Source organism: Mesorhizobium sp. M8A.F.Ca.ET.161.01.1.1, assembly GCF_004792105.1.
Classification (GTDB): domain Bacteria; phylum Pseudomonadota; class Alphaproteobacteria; order Rhizobiales; family Rhizobiaceae; genus Mesorhizobium.
In genome coordinates this window covers 493,299-509,301 of record NZ_SRTD01000002.1, presented here as the reverse complement: position 1 = coordinate 509,301, position 16,003 = coordinate 493,299, and the positions used below count along the sequence as shown (strand labels likewise).

Here is a 16,003-nt window from a genome sequence, read left to right as displayed (position 1 = left end):
ACTTATCCGGTCGGCTGCACCGGCGGCTGTAGGTCAGTTGCGGGACAGGCCCTTGCGGCCCACAGCCATCGCCTTGAAGGTCCCTTCCAGGTCGACCACAAATTCCCCTTTGGTCTGTGGGAAAACCGTCGTGGTGTATTTCGCTTGAAATTTGGGTCGTCCGTCAAGATGTAGCCGCCCGGATGCGGAGGGCGGCTTCACCTGCGACATGCCGAATGGGCTCTCCTACACGGCGCGCTCAGACGTGCTTCATATGGTGCTTCGCCAATAAGTTCACTATGCGTTCGGCTTGTGCTGCGGAGCACCAGCCGCTGGCCAGGCTAACTAGATCACCGATTCAATTCCGGCTGTGCGCTGGAATGTCCGGTTTGCGAGGGATGATTGCCGTCGACCCACTGGACGATCATCCGGAATTGCACTTTCGCTTGCCAATACGCGCGATAGAAGTCGAGAAGTTCCCCCGTGGGTTCCGACAAGCGTTGGAAGCCCGAAATGAAGGCGACGACGGTGCCGATCGTCGTCTGCCCGCGGATGACAAGATAGCCGCCAACGATCAGGACCATCAGGGACCCAGACGCGTTGGCTATGTTCAGCAACGTCTTCAGCCCGAATCTCAACAAATAGAATTCAAGGCGGTTGCTGAAGATGGTGCGTATGGTGCGAAAGGCTGCCCGGCGCTTCGTCGAGTGGCTGGCGAAGGAATTGACTGCCTGGTTGCCAAGCCTTCGGACCAGCACGACCTGCCGTTCCACGAGTGTGTTCAGGTCCTTCTGCATGTAAAGCGCAAGCAGGATCTGCGGCAGGAGTGATACGCCGCTGACCAGAGCAATCACCGGCTGCATGTAGATCATGTAAGATACGACGGAGATCATCATCGTGACGTTGACCACGCATTCAGAGATGCTGGTGCCGACAAATCCGCCAACATAGTCGATCTCGTTGCCGATGATGCTGGCGGTCTGACCGCTCCTTGCGTGCTCGCGCGCTGACCTTTGCGTGGCGACGAGAGCGAGTTGATCGCGCGCCGTCTTAACCACGCTCTCTCCGAGCCAGCCCTGATAGACGATCAGTGCGTATTTCAACCCCGCATGCAGGAGTATAGCCGCTAGATACAGGCCGCCGAGCATCAGGAGCGCCCGTACGTTCTTGTCGGCAATCGCCCCATCGACGACCCGTCTCTGCAGGTCGATGGGGATAAAGTTAGCCAAGGCAACCGAGATTGCGATCACGCTAACATAGACCTGATGCATGCCGCTGGCGCGCCGGACAAAACTGGGAAACTTCTCGCCAGCGCGTATCGCGTCGGCCATCGGCTTAAACGGGGTGAAGCGCCGCGCAATTGTCGTGAAAATGCCGCTCACCTTCGGTGCGCCTCCGTCGCCTCCATCTCCGGCCCAGCCGATAAGGGCGACGCACCCTGTCGGTGAGTAACCGAGCGGGCATCCTCGTTGCGCGGCTCGGTCGAAGTCAGCCCGGCAGGCCGAGAGCGGCATTCCTGCAGCGCCTCGATAGCCGGTCGCGACCAGTAGGGCTGGCCCCGGCCACGCCACGTTGGAGAGGTTGAGTTCTCGATCATCACGGTCTGATAGCGGAGAAGGCCGCGAGCCCCCTTGATCGGCATCAAGGCTGGGAGAATTTACGATCCGAGCTGAAACAGGAAGCCACGGTGTTGTTGGCAGAAGCACTGACCGGCGGCCATGACTGGTGGACCGGGAACCTGATGTGGGCCGGTCAGGAGTTCCAACAAACAAGGGCAAGCTTTCCGGGCGCGCCGTGGTCGCGGGGCGCCTGCTCTCGCTGAGGCCGCCCACTGCCGACAGACCCCGGCCGGGCAATCGAGCCCGCGCGGGAAACCTTTATAAAATTCCTATTTCTTTGCGCCCCGCGCCGTCTCGAACCTTTATGGCGATCGGGTCCATATTCGCACGACCAAGATTTGGTGCCACGTCAATGAAAATGCGGCGGGGGTTGTCATGGTATTGCGAGCCTTTCCAGGAAGGCACGAAGTACAAAGCACAAGGAACAGGCAAAATGGACATTATCATGCTCGGGATCGGAGTTTTGTTCTTCGCCGTGTCCCTCGCCTACGTCAGAGCCTGCGACAGAATTTAAGCGGAAGGATCGAACCATGCTTGTCGACTACATCCTCGGTGGCGGCGTCACCTTGTTCCTGCTCGCTTACCTGACCTACGCCCTCATTCGCCCAGAGCGTTTCTAGTCCACCGGTGCACGGAAGCTACATCATGACCATAAACGGATGGATACAGATCCTCATCTTCTGCGGGATCCTCGTTTTGCTGGTGAAGCCGCTCGGCGGCTACATGCACCGCGTCTTCAATGGCGATCGCACGCCGCTTTCGCCGGTCCTCGGCCCGCTCGAGCGCGGACTTTACCGCATTTGCGGAACCGGCGAGCGCGAGGAACAGCACTGGACCACCTATGCGGTATCCCTGCTGCTGTTCAACCTGGCGGGCTTCCTGGTGCTCTACTTCCTGCAGCGCCTGCAGGGCAGCCTGCCCTACAATCCGGCCGGCATGAGTGCGGTCGACCCGGCGCTCGCCTTCAACACCGCCGCCAGCTTCATGACCAACACCAACTGGCAGAACTACGGCGGCGAAAGCACGATGTCTTACCTCGTGCAGATGGCCGGCCTGACGGTCCAGAATTTCGTTTCGGCCGCCACCGGCATCGCCATCGCGATCGCGCTGATCCGCGGATTTGCCCGCGCTTCGGGAAAATCGATCGGCAATTTCTGGGTCGATATGACGCGCGCCACGCTCTACGTGCTTTTGCCGCTCTGCATCGTGCTCACCCTTGTCTATGTCTGGCTCGGCATGCCGCAGACGCTCGGGCCTTATGTCGACGCCACCACGCTCGAAGGCGTCAGGCAGACGATCGCGCTCGGCCCGGTCGCCTCGCAGGTCGCCATCAAGATGCTCGGCACCAATGGCGGCGGGTTCTTCAATGCCAATGCGGCACATCCCTTCGAGAACCCCGACGCCATCTCCAACCTGATCCAGATGCTGTCGATCTTCGTCGTCGGCGCTGCCTTGACCAACGTCTTCGGCCGCATGGTCGGCAACCAGCGCCAGGGCTGGGCGATCCTTGCCTCGATGGGCGTGCTGTTCATCGCCGGCGTCGCCGTCTGCTACTGGGCGGAAGCCGCGGGCAATCCGCTGGTGCATGCGCTCGGCATCGACGGCGGCAACATGGAAGGCAAGGAGACCCGTTTCGGCATCGCGCTCTCGGCTTTGTTCGCGGTCATCACCACGGCGGCCTCCTGCGGCGCGGTCAACGCCATGCATGACTCGTTCACCGCGCTTGGCGGCATGATCCCGCTCATCAACATGCAACTCGGCGAGGTCATCGTCGGCGGTGTCGGCGCCGGCTTCTACGGCATGCTGATGTTCATTCTGATCGCCGTCTTCGTCGCCGGCCTGATGGTCGGCCGCACGCCCGAATATCTCGGCAAGAAGATCGAGGCCAAGGAGGTCAAGATGGCGATGCTGGCCATTCTGTGCCTGCCGCTGGCGATGCTGGTCTTCACTGCCATCGCGGTGGTGCTGCCGAGCGCGGTGGCCTCGATCGCCAATGGCGGGCCGCACGGCTTCTCCGAAATCCTCTACGCCTACACCTCGGCGGCGGCGAACAACGGTTCGGCCTTCGGCGGCCTCACCGGCAACACCCCCTGGTACAACATCACCATCGGCATCGGCATGCTGATGGGCCGCTTCCTGGTCATCATCCCGGCGCTCGCCATCGCCGGCGCGTTGGCGGCGAAAAAGACCGTGCCCGCCTCGGCCGGCACTTTCCCGACCGACAGTCCGCTGTTCGTCGGGCTGCTGGTCGGCGTCATCGTCATCGTCGGCGGGCTGACTTTCTTCCCGGCGCTTGCCGTCGGACCTGTTGTCGAGCACCTGGCGATGATCCATGGACAGGCATTCTGAGGTAGCCGTGTCCTGGTTCAGCAACAAGCGCCGCCATGTCAGGCATCGGCCCGAACCGGGGAAGGAGGGGCTGCCGCCTCCTTTCCCGACCATGTCGACCTTTCTCGGGCTTGCCGGCGCCATGATCGCGCTTTGGCTGCTGGCCTACGGGCTTCCCCATCTTTTTTCGGCATCCGACCAATCGGCGCCGCACACCAACACTGAAGCCGGAGCTTCAAAATGAGCCAGTCAAAATCGGCCAGCATCATGGATGCCGGCATCCTGTGGCCCGCCATAGGCGGCGCCTTCCGCAAACTCGATCCGCGCACGCTGGCGCGCAATCCGGTGATGTTCGTCGTCGCAGTGGTGTCGGCGCTGACATCGGTGCTGTTCGTCAAGGACCTCGTCACCGGCGGCGGCGATCTGCGCTTCACGCTACAGATCATCATCTGGTTGTGGTTCACGGTGCTGTTCGCCAATTTCGCCGAAGCCGTCGCCGAAGGGCGCGGCAAGGCGCAGGCGGATTCGCTGCGCAAGGCGCGCACGGAAACCCAGGCCAAGCTTTTGACGGGCGAGGATCGCACCAGGTTCAAGCTGGTGCCCGGCACCGGTCTGAAGGTCGGCGACATCGTGCTGGTCGAGGCCGGCGACATCATCCCGTCCGACGGCGAGGTGGTGGAAGGCGTCGCGTCGGTCAACGAGGCGGCGATCACAGGCGAGTCCGCGCCGGTGATCCGCGAATCCGGCGGCGACCGCTCGGCGGTCACCGGCGGCACGCAGGTGCTGTCCGACTGGATCCGCGTGCGCATCACCGCCGCCGCCGGCCATACTTTCCTCGATCGCATGATCTCGCTGGTCGAAGGCGCCGAGCGCCAGAAGACGCCGAACGAGATCGCGCTCAACATCCTGCTCGTCGGCATGACGCTGATCTTCGTGCTGGCCACCGCGACGATCCCGAGCTTTGCCTCCTACTCGGGTGGCTACATTTCGGTGACCGTGCTCGTCGCCCTGTTCGTGACGCTGATCCCGACCACGATCGGCGCGCTGCTGTCAGCCATCGGCATTGCCGGCATGGACCGCCTGGTGCGCTTCAATGTGCTGGCCATGTCGGGCCGCGCCGTGGAAGCCGCCGGTGATGTCGATACGCTGCTGCTCGACAAGACCGGCACGATCACGCTCGGCAATCGCCAGGCGACGGAATTCCGCCCGGTCAAAGGCGTCAGCGAGCAGGAACTGGCCGACGCGGCACAGCTTGCCTCGCTCGCCGACGAGACGCCGGAAGGCCGCTCGATCGTGGTGCTGGCCAAGGAGAAATATGCCATCCGTGCCCGCGACATGGCGACGTTGCATGCCACGTTCGTGCCTTTCACGGCGCAGACCCGCATGAGCGGCGTTGACATAGAAGGCTCTTCGGTACGCAAGGGCGCGGTCGATTCGATCCTGACCTATGTCAGCCAGCCGACATCGGCCACGCATGGCATACGGCCCGGAAGCGATACCGTGCGCGACCTGCAGGTGATCGCCGACGAGGTCGCCAAATCGGGCGGTACGCCGTTGGCGGTCGAGCGGGACGGGCGCCTGCTCGGCGTCGTCCACCTGAAGGATATCGTCAAGGGCGGTATCCGCGAGCGCTTCGCCGAACTGCGCAGCATGGGCATCCGCACGGTGATGATCACCGGCGACAATCCGATGACGGCGGCAGCAATCGCGGCGGAAGCCGGCGTCGACGACTTCCTCGCCCAGGCGACGCCCGAGGACAAGCTGAAGCTGATCCGTGACGAGCAGGCCAAGGGCAAGCTGGTCGCCATGTGCGGTGACGGCACCAACGACGCGCCAGCACTCGCGCAGGCCGATGTCGGCGTGGCCATGAACACCGGCACGGTCGCCGCCCGCGAGGCCGGCAACATGGTCGATCTGGACAGCGATCCGACCAAGCTGATCGAGATCGTCGAAATCGGCAAGGCGCTGTTGATGACGCGCGGTTCGCTGACGACCTTCTCCATCGCCAATGACGTCGCCAAGTACTTCGCCATCATCCCGGCCATGTTCGCCGTCTTCTACGTCGCGCCCGGCCAGACGACCGGCCCGCTGCAGGCGCTCAACATCATGCACCTGGCGACGCCGCAGAGCGCCATCCTGTCGGCCATCATCTTCAACGCGCTGATCATCATCGCGCTGATCCCGTTGTCGCTGCGCGGTGTGAAGTACCGGGCGATCGGCGCCGGTGCGCTGCTCAGCCGCAATCTTCTCGTCTACGGCCTCGGCGGCATCGTCGTGCCGTTCGCCGGCATCAAGATAATCGACATGGCGGTCACCGCCCTTGGCCTTGCATAAGGATCGTTCCGATGCTCAAGCAAATCAGACCCGCGATCATCATGATCGTTTTCTTCACCGTGCTGACCGGGCTCGTCTATCCCATCGGCATGACCGGTATCGCCCAGGCGCTGTTCCCGCGCCAGGCCAATGGCAGCCTGGTCGAGAAGGACGGCAAGGTAATCGGCTCCGACCTGATCGGCCAGGCCTTCGCCAGCGACAAATATTTCCACGGACGGCCTTCGGCCGCGGGCAATGGCTATGATGCCGGCGCCTCAGGCGGTTCCAATCTCGGCCCGACCAACCCGAAGCTCATCGAGCGCATCAAGGGCGAAGCCGAGAAGCTGAAGGCGGAAAATCCGAACGCGCCGGTGCCGATGGACCTGGTGACCGCATCCGGCAGCGGCCTTGATCCGCAGATCAGCCCGCAGGCCGCTTATTTCCAGGTTCCGCGCGTGGCCAAGGCCAGGGGCATCGACGAGGCCAAGGTCAAGGCGCTCGTCGACGGCCAGGTCGAGGACCGGGAATTGGGCGTGCTCGGCGAGCCGGCGGTCAATGTGCTGGCTCTCAACCTGGCGCTGGATGCAGCGAAATAGTTGATGGCAGGCGCCGGGGATCGACACGGTCCCCGGCGCCATTCATGATCGGACCCGATGCCGGACGACAGAAGCAACGTCGAAAACAGACCATCCCCCGACGCGCTGCTCGAGCATGCCGAGCGGGAAGGGCGCGGCCGTCTGCGCATATTCCTGGGCGCGGCACCTGGTGTCGGCAAGACTTACGAGATGCTGATGTCGGGCCGTGCCAGGCTGGCCGACGGCGTCGACGTGGTGATCGGCGTGGTCGAGACGCATGGCCGCAAGGAAACCCAGGCCCTGGTCGAGGGGTATGAGGTCGTTGCCCGCCGCAAGGTCGACTATAAGGGGCGTGTCCTCGACGAGATGGACATCGACGCCATCCTTGCCCGGCGTCCGGCGCTGGTCCTGGTCGACGAACTCGCCCACACCAATGCGCCCGGCAGCCGCCACCCCAAGCGCTACCTCGACGTCCAGGAAATCCTGGCGCGGGGCATAGACGTCTATACGACGCTCAACATCCAGCATGTCGAAAGCCTGAACGACGTCGTCGCCCAGATCACCCGGGTCCGGGTGCGCGAGACCGTTCCCGATTCCATCATCGACCGGGCCGACGATGTTGAAATCATCGATCTGACGCCCGACGACCTGATCAAGCGGCTGGAGGAGGGGAAGGTTTATTTCCCCAACACGGCGCAGCGTGCCGTCGAGAACTATTTTTCGCCAGGCAATCTGACGGCGTTGCGGGAACTGGCGCTGCGCCGTACCGCCCAGCGCGTCGACGAACAGTTGCTCAACCACATGCAGTCCCACGCCATCCAGGGTCCGTGGGCGGCGGGCGAAAGGGTGCTCGTCTGCGTCGATGCGCGTCCAGGCGGGGCAGCCCGCATTCGCTATGCACGCAGGCTGGCCGACAGGCTTCGTGCGCCATGGACGGCGCTTCATGTCGACACGCCGCGCTCGGCCGGCATGTCCGAGGACGACAAGGACAGGCTCGCCACGCTCCTGCGCCTCGCCGAGCAGCTCGGCGCCGAGGTGACGACCATTCCGGGACAGAGCGTCGCTCAGGACATCGTGCGCCATGCGACGGCGAACAATTTCACCCACATCGTGGTCGGCAGGCCGACCCGGTCGCGCTGGCGGGAACTTATCGAGGGGTCGCTCACCTATGATCTGATCCGCAACGCCGGCGACATCAGCGTCCATGTCATCTCGGGCACCGAGCGCGAAACCGAGGCGTCGGCAAGGCGGGTCAAGGCGGCGGCCGAGCAGAGGCAGTTCCAGGTCTGGCCCTATCTGCTCGCCACCGCCTATGTCGCCGGTTCATTGGCGGTCACCACGGCGCTCGACCAGTTTCTCGATGTCCGCAACCTGGCGATCGTCTTCCTGCTCGGAGTGCTGACGTCGGCGGTGGCGGGCGGCCTGTGGCCGGCGCTCTATGCCTGCTTCCTGAGCGCGCTGGCCTTCAACTATTTCTTCCTCGAGCCGCGCTACACGCTGACGATCCGGGATCCGGAGAGCATCGTCGCGCTCGCCGTCTTCCTTGCCGTCGCGGTGATCGCCAGCAATCTCACCGCGCGCGTGCAGCGTCAGGCCGCCGCCGCCCGCTCGCGGGCGCGGGCAACCGAGGACATCTATCTCTTCTCCAAGAAGCTCGCCGGCGCAGGCACGCTCGATGACGTGCTCTGGGCCACCGCCTTCCAGATCGCCTCGATGCTGAAGCTGCGCGTGGTGCTGCTGCTGCCGGAAGACGGCACGATCACGGTCAAGGCAGGCTATCCGCCCGACGACACGCTGGCCGAGGCCGACATCGCCGCCGCCCGCTGGGCCTGGGAGCATAACCGTGCCGCGGGACGCGGCGCCGACACGCTGCCCGGCGCCAAGCGCCTCTATCTCCCCTTGCGCACGGGGCGCACGGCAATCGGTGTCGTCGGCCTCGACAATGACAAGCAAGGTCCGCTTTTGACGCCCGAACAGCAGCGGCTGCTCGACGCGCTGGCCGATCAGGCGGCGGTGGCGATCGAACGCGTCCAGCTCGTCGCCGATGTCGACCGCGCCAAGCTCGCCGCCGAAGCCGACCGGTTGCGTTCGGCCCTGCTGACCTCGATTTCGCATGACCTGAAGACGCCGCTCGCGGCCATCATGGGAGCGGCCGGCACACTCAAGGAGTTCGCGCCTGATCTGCCCGAGCAGGACAGGGTGGAGCTTCTGTCGGCGGTGATCGACGAATCGGAACGGCTGAACCGCTTCATCGCCAACCTGCTCGACATGACCAAGATCGAGTCCGGTGCGATGGAGCCGAACTACGCCCTCCACTATCTCGGCGATATCGTCGGCACGGCGCTCGACCGCGCCCGCAAGATCACCAGCGAACACAAGATCGAGGTCGATATTCCGCCCGACTTGCCGATGCTTAGGCTTGATCCCGTGCTGTTCGAGCAGGTCCTGTTCAACCTTCTCGACAATGCCTCGAAATATTCGCCGCCCGGCTCGACGATCCGCGTCCAGGGATGGACCGACAATGGCTCCGTCGTCGTGCAGATTATGGATGAGGGGCCGGGCATTCCGGCGCAGGACCTGGAACGCGTGTTCGACACTTTCTACCGGGTGCGCAAGGGTGATCAGGTGCGCGCCGGCACCGGGCTCGGCCTGCCGATCTGCCGTGGCTTCGTCGAGGCGATGGGCGGCACGATCACGGCCGCCAACCGGACCGACCGCTCCGGTGGCGCCTTCACCATCCGGATGCCGGTGCCGGCGGAATTGCCCGATGTCGGCAATGGCGGCGACGAGCCCGGCGAGGATCAGCCTCGATGACCAATTCCAATGTCAGGATACTGGTTGTCGATGACGAGCCGCCGATCCGCAAGCTGCTGCGGGTCGGCCTCGCCAGCCAGGGTTACGCGGTCAGCGAGGCGCCGAACGCCAAGGTGGCGATCGAGCTGATCGAACAGGAAAAGCCCGACCTGGTGTTGCTCGATCTCGGCCTGCCCGGCATGGGGGGCCATGACCTCCTGCGCCAATGGCGTGACGGGGGCATCGACATTCCTGTCGTCATCCTCTCCAGCCGCACCGACGAGGCCGGCATCGTCAGCGCGCTCGAACTCGGCGCCGACGACTATGTCACCAAGCCGTTCGGCATGAACGAACTGGTGGCGCGCATCCGCGTGGCGCTGCGGCACAAGTTCCAGCAACAGGGCGAGAAGCCGGTTTTCCAGAGTGGAGACCTCAGCGTCGATCTGGTCAAGCGCATCGTCAAGGTCGAGGACAGGGAGGTGAAGCTCTCGCCGAAGGAGTACGACATACTGCGCATCCTGGTGCAGCATGCCGGCAAGGTGCTCACCCACCACTTCATCCTGAAGCAGATCTGGGACGATTCGACCGACGTGCAGTATCTCAGGGTCTATGTGCGCCAGCTCAGGCAGAAGATCGAAAAAACCCCTGACCAGCCGCGCTACATCACCACCGAAACCGGTGTCGGCTATCGGCTGCGCGTCGAGTGAACAACCCGTCCGCCGGAACCGGCGTCAGCCGATGACCGCGAGCGGCCGATTTGCCGCCGCCGATGTCCGCAAGGCGGCGAGACAGCCAAGAATGCCGAGCGGCACGAAGGCAAGGAACAGCCAGCTCGCGACATCAGCGGCCGCGTCATGGGTGAGGCCCTGCGAAAAACCGCTGGCATTGGCGACGATGCCGGCAAGGGCGGCACCCACGGCATAGCCGATGCGCTGCATGGTTGGCACCGCGGCCGAGGCAATGGTCTGCTCGTCGTCCGGGGCGGAGGCGACGATGACGCGGGTCAGGAACGGCCAGGAAATGCCGAAGCCGCCGCCCTGCAACAGGGCGCAGACCAGGATCAGCGGGATCGAGCCCAGCGGTATCGTGTAGGCGAAGCCGGCGATGCCCGCCGCGATCATCAGTGCGCCGCAGACGATGATCAGCCTTTCGCGCCGCGGCGGCGCGTTGGCGACGAGGATCGACAGGATCGACCAGGCGATCGATTCGGCGGCGATGATGTAGCCGGTGGTCAGCAGCGGAATGTCGTGCAGGCTGGTCAGCAGCAGCGGTCCGTAGACGCCGAAGGAGCAGGTCGCGATGGAAAAGGCGGCGACCATGGTCATGCCGGCGCCCACTGGCGTGCGCCACGAGAACAGCCGCGCCGGGAAAAGCCGGGAGCGCGGCTTCAGCGCGTCGATGTAGAAGAACAACGCCAGCCCGGCGAGGCCCAGCACGATCAGCAGCGAGGAACGCAACAGGGCGATGTCGACGCCGGCCGAGGCAATCAGCACCACGGCGATGGCAAGGCAGCCAAGCGCCATGAACGGGAAGGGCGGCGCCTTGCCGGCTCCGGTGCTGGGCCTTGTCGCTTCCGGTGTGTCGAGCACGAGGAAGCTTGCCAGCGCCATGGCGGTGCCGCCGAGAGTGAAGACGCCGAAGGCCCAGCGCCACGACAGCAATTCGGTCATAACAGCGCCGAGCAGGGGACCGCTGAAGGCAGCGACGCCCCAGATCGCCGACATGATGCCGAAAAGCTGCGGCCAGATGGCACGCGAAAACAGCCGCTCGACCGAGACGAAGGCCAGCGACACCAGCGCGCCGCCGCCCAGCCCCTCGATCAGACGGCCGGCCAGGAACAATTGCATCGAAGGCGAGGCGGCGCAGATCAGCGCCCCGGCAGCATAAAGAAGCGCCGCGACCACCATGTTGGTGCGCAGCGCCACATAGCTCACCAGCCGTCCGGCCGCGGCACCGGCGACGATGGCGCCGAGTTCGTAGATCGCCAGCGACCAGCCGACGAGTTGCACGCCGGCCAGTTCACCGACCATGGCCGGCATGACCGTCGCCACCATCGTCTCATTGGTGGCGTGCAGCAGGATGCCGAGGCTGATGAAGCAGAAGCGCGCGAGGTCGCCGCTCGCCCACAAGGCGCGCCAATCGACCTTCTTTGTGCTGATTTCAGTCATGTCCATCCCTGCTTTGCATATCTTGCTGCAGCCGCATGGCACCAGAGGCCAGGGCGAGGCTTCCGGCAGGACCATGCGCGCCGTGTCGAGACGCGGCCTTGCACGGGACGGGCTTGTAGAACCTCAACCTCAGTTGAGCTCAAGCGATTTTTTCGAGATATGTTTGGGCCAGTGTCGTCCTGGATGGATCGCTGGCGATCAGTTCTCGGTGCTGCGCAGCTGGAACTGGCTGACGCCGATGGCGAGATTGATGCCGGTCTGCGTCTGCAGGCTGAGCGGCTGCAGGGTGAAGGCCTGCGAGGAGCCGCCGACCAGCAGATTGGCGCCGGCGCCGACGGCGGCGGTCACTTCGGCGCTGGCGCCGACATAGTCACCCGCCAATGCGCCCGGCGCGTAGATGTTCTTCAGCGGCGTCAGCACCAGCCAGCGCATCACCGCCTGCTTGGTCGTGCCGATGTCGAGGCCATATTTGTTGACGGCGCCGAAATAGGCTTCCGGCGCGAAGCTCTTGTCGGCCGGGGTGAAGGTGCAGCTCAGATCCTTGCTCGAGCCGAAGATGAAGCCGGTGCCGCCTGATATGGCGCATTCAAGCGTGCCGAGCTCCACGCCCTGGTCTTGCGCCTGTGCCGTGCCGGCAAGCATGGTTGCGATCATGGCAGCGGCGATGGCTGTCCTCGGCATGGCGTCCTCCAAAAATCAAACGGCGCGGAACCATCCTATCCGGTTCCGCGCCGTAGAGTGAAGGGTCTGGAGCCGAGGCTCGAAACCTCTTATTTGAGCGAGTGGATCAGTTCCAGCGAAGTCACCGCCACGGCGAGGTTGACTCCGGTCTGCGCCTGGACGCTGAGCGGCTCCAGCATGAAGGCGCTGTCGAAGCCGCCGACCAGCAGGTTGGCGCCGCCGCCGGTCACGACGCTCGCCTCGGCGTTGACGCCGTAGTAGCTACCGGCAAGGTCGCCCGCGTCACGGTCGCGCGTCGCGGCAAAAACCGCCCAGACGAGCTGGCCCTGGTGCGTCTTGCCGACATCGACACCGAGCTTCGAGATGACGCCGGTATAAATTTCCGACGGCCCGTGATGATGGGGCCGGAAGACGCAGGACACGCCCTTGTTGGACGCAACGATATAGCCGGTGCCGCCATCGATGGTGCAGTCGAGCGTGCCGAGTTGCAGCCTGCCGGCGCTGGCCGGGGCTGCGGCGAATACGGTCGTTGCAAGGGCGGCGGCGCAGACGAGTTTCTTGATCATGGGAGGGTCCTTTCGCAGTCAGTCTTCAATAACGTCTCGGGTCCCGCGACCGTTCCGCTGAAAACTTGGCGCGAACAAGGCAAGGGTTAACGGCTTGCCACCGCGGTTAACACAGGGTTGCCGGTTTGATGGCGATCCGACGCGCCGGGTGTCCTTTCGGACACGCACATGATGCAGTGGGGCGCTTGGCGCGGGCCTGCGGAGCCAGTGTCAGCTGACGCGGGCGAGGCCGTCCTTGGCCGGCTGGTAGCTGGGGTTGAGGCGCACGGCCTCGCGATAGGCCTTCGCCGCCTTGGCCTTGTCGCCGCGCCGTTCGTAGATCAGCGCCTGGTTGGCCCAGGCCTCGGCGTTCTGGCCATCGAGCTTGATGGCCATGTTGAAGTCGGAGAAGGCATTGTCCTCGTCGCCGGTCGCCAGATAGGAAAGGCCACGGCCGTTGTAGGGCTCGGCGGCATCCGGCGCCAGCGAGATGGCGGTCGAGAAATCCTCGATGGCGAATTTGTGCTGGCCCTGGCTCTGATAGATCAGGCCGCGATTGTGGTAGGCACGGGCGTCCGTCGTGTCGAGCTGGATCGCTTTCTGGAAGTCGTTGAAGGCATCCTGGGTGCGGCCCGCCTTGCGGTAGAGATTGCCGCGGCCGATATAGGCGGCGTCGTAATTGCCGTTGATCTGGATCGAGCGGTTGTAGTCCGCCAGCGCCGCTTCCTGGTTGCCGAGGAAGCGCTGGATCAGCGCGCGGTTCGAATAGGCCTGATAGAAATTCGGATTGAGCTGGATGGCCTGGTTGAAGTCCTTGAGCGCCGCCTGGTACTGGCCGCCGCGGCCATAGGCCGAACCACGAACATTGTAGCCTTCGGGATCCTGGGGATTGCGCTGGATGACAGCGGACAGCGAGGAGATGTTCTCGCTCGACCCTTGCGCCTTGTCGATGTTGTTGAATTCGCCGGCCGGGCCCGATGTCTGGCAGCCGGCAAGTACCAGTCCGGAAAGCAGGGCCGCTGTCAGGGCGAAACCACGCAATGCGGTTCCGCGCTCCACGCTTGTTGCGTTCATGTCTGCCCTGTCCTCACTTGCGCCGTCGTTCAGGTCCGGTTCCCCCTCCGGGCCGGGTCACAATCAAAATAAAAGGGTGGCGGCGATTCCGCATCGCGCCACCCTGGTATCCTTCGAAAAGGACGAAATATTGGCGATAATCAGCGCGGCGGACGCGCTGCGCCGGCGGCACCGCCAGCAGCAACCGGACGCGGGGTCATCGGCAGCAGGCCTTCGCGCTGTGCGCGCTTGCGGGCCAGCTTGCGGGCGCGGCGAACGGCTTCGGCCTTTTCACGGGCGCGCTTCTCGGAAGGCTTCTCGTAGTGGCCGCGCATCTTCATTTCGCGGAAAATGCCTTCGCGCTGCATCTTCTTCTTCAGCGCGCGAAGCGCCTGATCAACGTTATTGTCGCGGACGAGTACCTGCACGGGCAATCCTGTCTTTCGGGTTTGATATCAACAGGCAAGCAGCCATAGCCACAAGCCTCCGCGGCGCTCGACACCACGAATTGTGGCGGCTGATAGCAGAATCAAGCCTCGCTGTCCACAGTCGAAATGACGGACGGCAGCCAAATTGCCACGGTCGCCTGGAGATAGGGCGCCGTTACGCCGTGGCCAGGTGCAACCGCTCGAAATCCTCGAAGAACTCACCGTAATCACAGGTGATCTCCTCGCCGACGGCGATATCCCGAGTCGCGGTGGCGCCGCCATAGCGCGAAAAATCGGTGTTCGGGGTCGCCGAATGGTTCATGAAGCGGCCATTGTCGACCTCATAGACCATGAAGCCGGGCTTGTCCGGGCTCGGATAGGCGTAACGGTCGAGCAGTTCCTTCAGGGGCGGCGAGGCCGCCACGTATTTTTCCATCGGGATCAGCCGATCGAAATCCGGATCGAGGCGCCAGATCGAGGCGCCCTTGCGGATCGGCTCGGCGGCGAACATGCCGACGCCTTCGATTGCGCTCTGCGCGACATAGGTTCGGATCAGCATCATGGTTCCAGGACCCGTCTTGGCAAGAAGACCCGTTTCGACAGGAAACGGAATCGCCAAATCGCGCCGAAAAAGCAAGACCGGCGGCCTGCGTCACAACGACGAACAGGCCTGTTCCCCGTAAAAATCCTTCACGTCCGGTTGATCGACACGCCGCCATGGGCAAACAGCGCGGTTCCCGTGGTGAAACTCGAGGCGTCGGAGGCGAGGTAAAGCGCGGAGCGGGCGATCTCTTGCGGTTGCGCCATGCGCTTCAGGGCATGGAGGCCCTCGACGAAGGCGCGTGCCTCGGGCGTGGTCGTCGTCGCGCCTGGTGTGTCGGTGCCGCCCGGCAGCAGCGCGTTGACGCGCAGTCCTTGCGGTCCGTATTCGGCGGCCAACACCTGCGTCAATCCGATCAGACCTGCCTTGGCGGCGGCGTAGGCGGCCATGCCCGGCATGCCGGCGGTGTAACCGACAAAGCTCGACGTGAAGATCAGTGAGCCGCCGCCGCGCTCCAGCATGGCTGGTATCTGATACTTCGCGCCGAGAAAGGCGCTGGTCAGATTGGTGTCCATCGTCCCGTGCCATGTCTGTGCCGACATGTCGGGGACTGGTCCCATCAACCCGACAGAGCCGGCATTGTTCAACGCGATGTCGAGTCCACCGAAGCTGCCGACCGCCAGCTCGACGAGGGCTTTCGCGTAGGTCTCGTCGGTGACATCCCCGGCGAGAGCGACGGCCGTGCCGCCGGCATCCTCGATTTCGGCGGCGATCGCATCAAGCTCGGTTTGGCGGCGGGCGGAAATGACGAGCCTGGCGCCCTCCTCGGCGAACAGTTTGGCGGTGGCGCGGCCGATGCCGGAACTGGCACCGGTGACGATGGCGATCTTGTTGGAAAGTGCGAGCATGTCTGGGCATCCCTGTCCTTCGCGCCAGCCTTGCCGGCGATCGGATGCTTGATCGCAGGTTGGCGGGACAGC

The 16,003-nt window shown here is 64.1% G+C and carries 16 protein-coding genes; 7 read left to right on the top strand and 9 right to left on the bottom strand.

Features of this window, described 5'->3' with window-relative positions; all coding sequences use genetic code 11:
• Nucleotides 1-33: 33 nt before the first annotated feature.
• On the bottom strand, nt 34-210 hold the full coding sequence (locus tag EN804_RS37175) for a hypothetical protein (RefSeq protein WP_167531294.1): 177 nt from the start codon (nt 208-210) through the stop codon (nt 34-36).
• Between the two features lie 119 nt (nt 211-329).
• Nucleotides 330-1,361 carry an ABC transporter ATP-binding protein gene (locus EN804_RS07470; RefSeq protein WP_189521840.1) on the bottom strand — a complete coding sequence of 344 codons (1,032 nt, stop codon included), beginning with the start codon at nt 1,359-1,361 and terminating at the stop codon, nt 330-332.
• Nucleotides 1,362-2,128: 767 nt separating this feature from the next.
• On the opposite strand from EN804_RS07470, the gene kdpF reads away from it, so the two are divergent.
• The 7 genes from kdpF to EN804_RS07435 are packed head-to-tail and all read left to right on the top strand — an operon-like array spanning nt 2,129 to nt 10,314.
• Nucleotides 2,129-2,218: a K(+)-transporting ATPase subunit F gene (gene kdpF / locus EN804_RS07465; protein ID WP_015315765.1), complete on the top strand. Its 90-nt coding sequence runs from the start codon at nt 2,129-2,131 to the stop codon at nt 2,216-2,218.
• A 25-nt stretch (nt 2,219-2,243) separates the two neighbouring features.
• A complete protein-coding gene (gene kdpA, locus EN804_RS07460; RefSeq protein WP_135919026.1) occupies nt 2,244-3,947 on the top strand; it encodes a potassium-transporting ATPase subunit KdpA in 1,704 nt (567 codons plus the stop codon).
• The gene (locus tag EN804_RS07455; protein WP_246693380.1) at nt 3,931-4,170 is read left to right on the top strand and encodes a hypothetical protein; all 240 of its coding nucleotides are present in this window, start codon (nt 3,931-3,933) and stop codon (nt 4,168-4,170) included. The genes kdpA and EN804_RS07455 overlap by 17 nt, the downstream gene beginning before the upstream one ends.
• A complete protein-coding gene (gene kdpB, locus EN804_RS07450; RefSeq protein WP_135919025.1) occupies nt 4,167-6,260 on the top strand; it encodes a potassium-transporting ATPase subunit KdpB in 2,094 nt (697 codons plus the stop codon). Before EN804_RS07455 ends, kdpB begins: the two co-directional genes overlap by 4 nt.
• 11 nt (nt 6,261-6,271) lie before the next feature.
• Nucleotides 6,272-6,835 (top strand): potassium-transporting ATPase subunit KdpC, encoded by a 564-nt coding sequence (kdpC, locus tag EN804_RS07445; RefSeq protein WP_127275467.1) that lies wholly within the window; start codon nt 6,272-6,274, stop codon nt 6,833-6,835.
• Between the two features lie 57 nt (nt 6,836-6,892).
• Entirely contained in the window at nt 6,893-9,628 is a 2,736-nt protein-coding gene (locus EN804_RS07440) for a sensor histidine kinase KdpD (protein WP_135919024.1), read from the top strand.
• Nucleotides 9,625-10,314 carry a response regulator transcription factor gene (locus EN804_RS07435; protein ID WP_135881372.1) on the top strand — a complete coding sequence of 230 codons (690 nt, stop codon included), beginning with the start codon at nt 9,625-9,627 and terminating at the stop codon, nt 10,312-10,314. Before EN804_RS07440 ends, EN804_RS07435 begins: the two co-directional genes overlap by 4 nt.
• 24 nt (nt 10,315-10,338) lie before the next feature.
• Here the strand turns inward: EN804_RS07435 and EN804_RS07430 are convergent, their stop codons facing one another.
• The 7 genes from EN804_RS07430 to EN804_RS07400 form a co-directional block, all read right to left on the bottom strand.
• Nucleotides 10,339-11,775, bottom strand: a complete 1,437-nt coding sequence (locus tag EN804_RS07430) for an MFS transporter (RefSeq protein ID WP_135919023.1) — start codon at nt 11,773-11,775, stop codon at nt 10,339-10,341.
• A 198-nt stretch (nt 11,776-11,973) separates the two neighbouring features.
• Nucleotides 11,974-12,456 (bottom strand): DUF992 domain-containing protein, encoded by a 483-nt coding sequence (locus tag EN804_RS07425; RefSeq protein WP_127275463.1) that lies wholly within the window; start codon nt 12,454-12,456, stop codon nt 11,974-11,976.
• Between the two features lie 89 nt (nt 12,457-12,545).
• Entirely contained in the window at nt 12,546-13,022 is a 477-nt protein-coding gene (locus EN804_RS07420; protein WP_127275462.1) for a DUF992 domain-containing protein, read from the bottom strand.
• 210 nt (nt 13,023-13,232) lie between these two features.
• Entirely contained in the window at nt 13,233-14,075 is an 843-nt protein-coding gene (locus EN804_RS07415) for a tetratricopeptide repeat protein (RefSeq protein ID WP_127275461.1), read from the bottom strand.
• A 140-nt stretch (nt 14,076-14,215) separates the two neighbouring features.
• Entirely contained in the window at nt 14,216-14,482 is a 267-nt protein-coding gene (gene rpsU, locus EN804_RS07410; RefSeq protein WP_010911429.1) for a 30S ribosomal protein S21, read from the bottom strand.
• 175 nt (nt 14,483-14,657) lie between these two features.
• Complete coding sequence (locus EN804_RS07405; protein ID WP_135919022.1) at nt 14,658-15,044, bottom strand: SET domain-containing protein-lysine N-methyltransferase; 387 nt, start codon at nt 15,042-15,044, stop codon at nt 14,658-14,660.
• 128 nt (nt 15,045-15,172) lie between these two features.
• The gene (locus EN804_RS07400; RefSeq protein ID WP_135919021.1) at nt 15,173-15,931 is read right to left on the bottom strand and encodes an SDR family oxidoreductase; all 759 of its coding nucleotides are present in this window, start codon (nt 15,929-15,931) and stop codon (nt 15,173-15,175) included.
• Nucleotides 15,932-16,003 lie beyond the last annotated feature (72 nt).

Coding starts and splice junctions, on each gene's coding strand:
- EN804_RS07420 (WP_127275462.1), bottom strand. CDS start 13,022: ATGATCAAGAAACTCGTCTGCGCCGCCGCCCTTGCAACGACCGTATTC.
- EN804_RS07400 (WP_135919021.1), bottom strand. CDS start 15,931: ATGCTCGCACTTTCCAACAAGATCGCCATCGTCACCGGTGCCAGTTCC.
- EN804_RS07435 (WP_135881372.1), top strand. CDS start 9,625: ATGACCAATTCCAATGTCAGGATACTGGTTGTCGATGACGAGCCGCCG.
- kdpF (WP_015315765.1), top strand. CDS start 2,129: ATGCTTGTCGACTACATCCTCGGTGGCGGCGTCACCTTGTTCCTGCTC.
- EN804_RS07430 (WP_135919023.1), bottom strand. CDS start 11,775: ATGACTGAAATCAGCACAAAGAAGGTCGATTGGCGCGCCTTGTGGGCG.
- kdpA (WP_135919026.1), top strand. CDS start 2,244: ATGACCATAAACGGATGGATACAGATCCTCATCTTCTGCGGGATCCTC.
- EN804_RS07405 (WP_135919022.1), bottom strand. CDS start 15,044: ATGATGCTGATCCGAACCTATGTCGCGCAGAGCGCAATCGAAGGCGTC.
- EN804_RS37175 (WP_167531294.1), bottom strand. CDS start 210: ATGTCGCAGGTGAAGCCGCCCTCCGCATCCGGGCGGCTACATCTTGAC.
- EN804_RS07440 (WP_135919024.1), top strand. CDS start 6,893: ATGCCGGACGACAGAAGCAACGTCGAAAACAGACCATCCCCCGACGCG.
- EN804_RS07415 (WP_127275461.1), bottom strand. CDS start 14,075: ATGAACGCAACAAGCGTGGAGCGCGGAACCGCATTGCGTGGTTTCGCC.
- kdpC (WP_127275467.1), top strand. CDS start 6,272: ATGCTCAAGCAAATCAGACCCGCGATCATCATGATCGTTTTCTTCACC.
- EN804_RS07455 (WP_246693380.1), top strand. CDS start 3,931: ATGGACAGGCATTCTGAGGTAGCCGTGTCCTGGTTCAGCAACAAGCGC.
- kdpB (WP_135919025.1), top strand. CDS start 4,167: ATGAGCCAGTCAAAATCGGCCAGCATCATGGATGCCGGCATCCTGTGG.
- EN804_RS07425 (WP_127275463.1), bottom strand. CDS start 12,456: ATGCCGAGGACAGCCATCGCCGCTGCCATGATCGCAACCATGCTTGCC.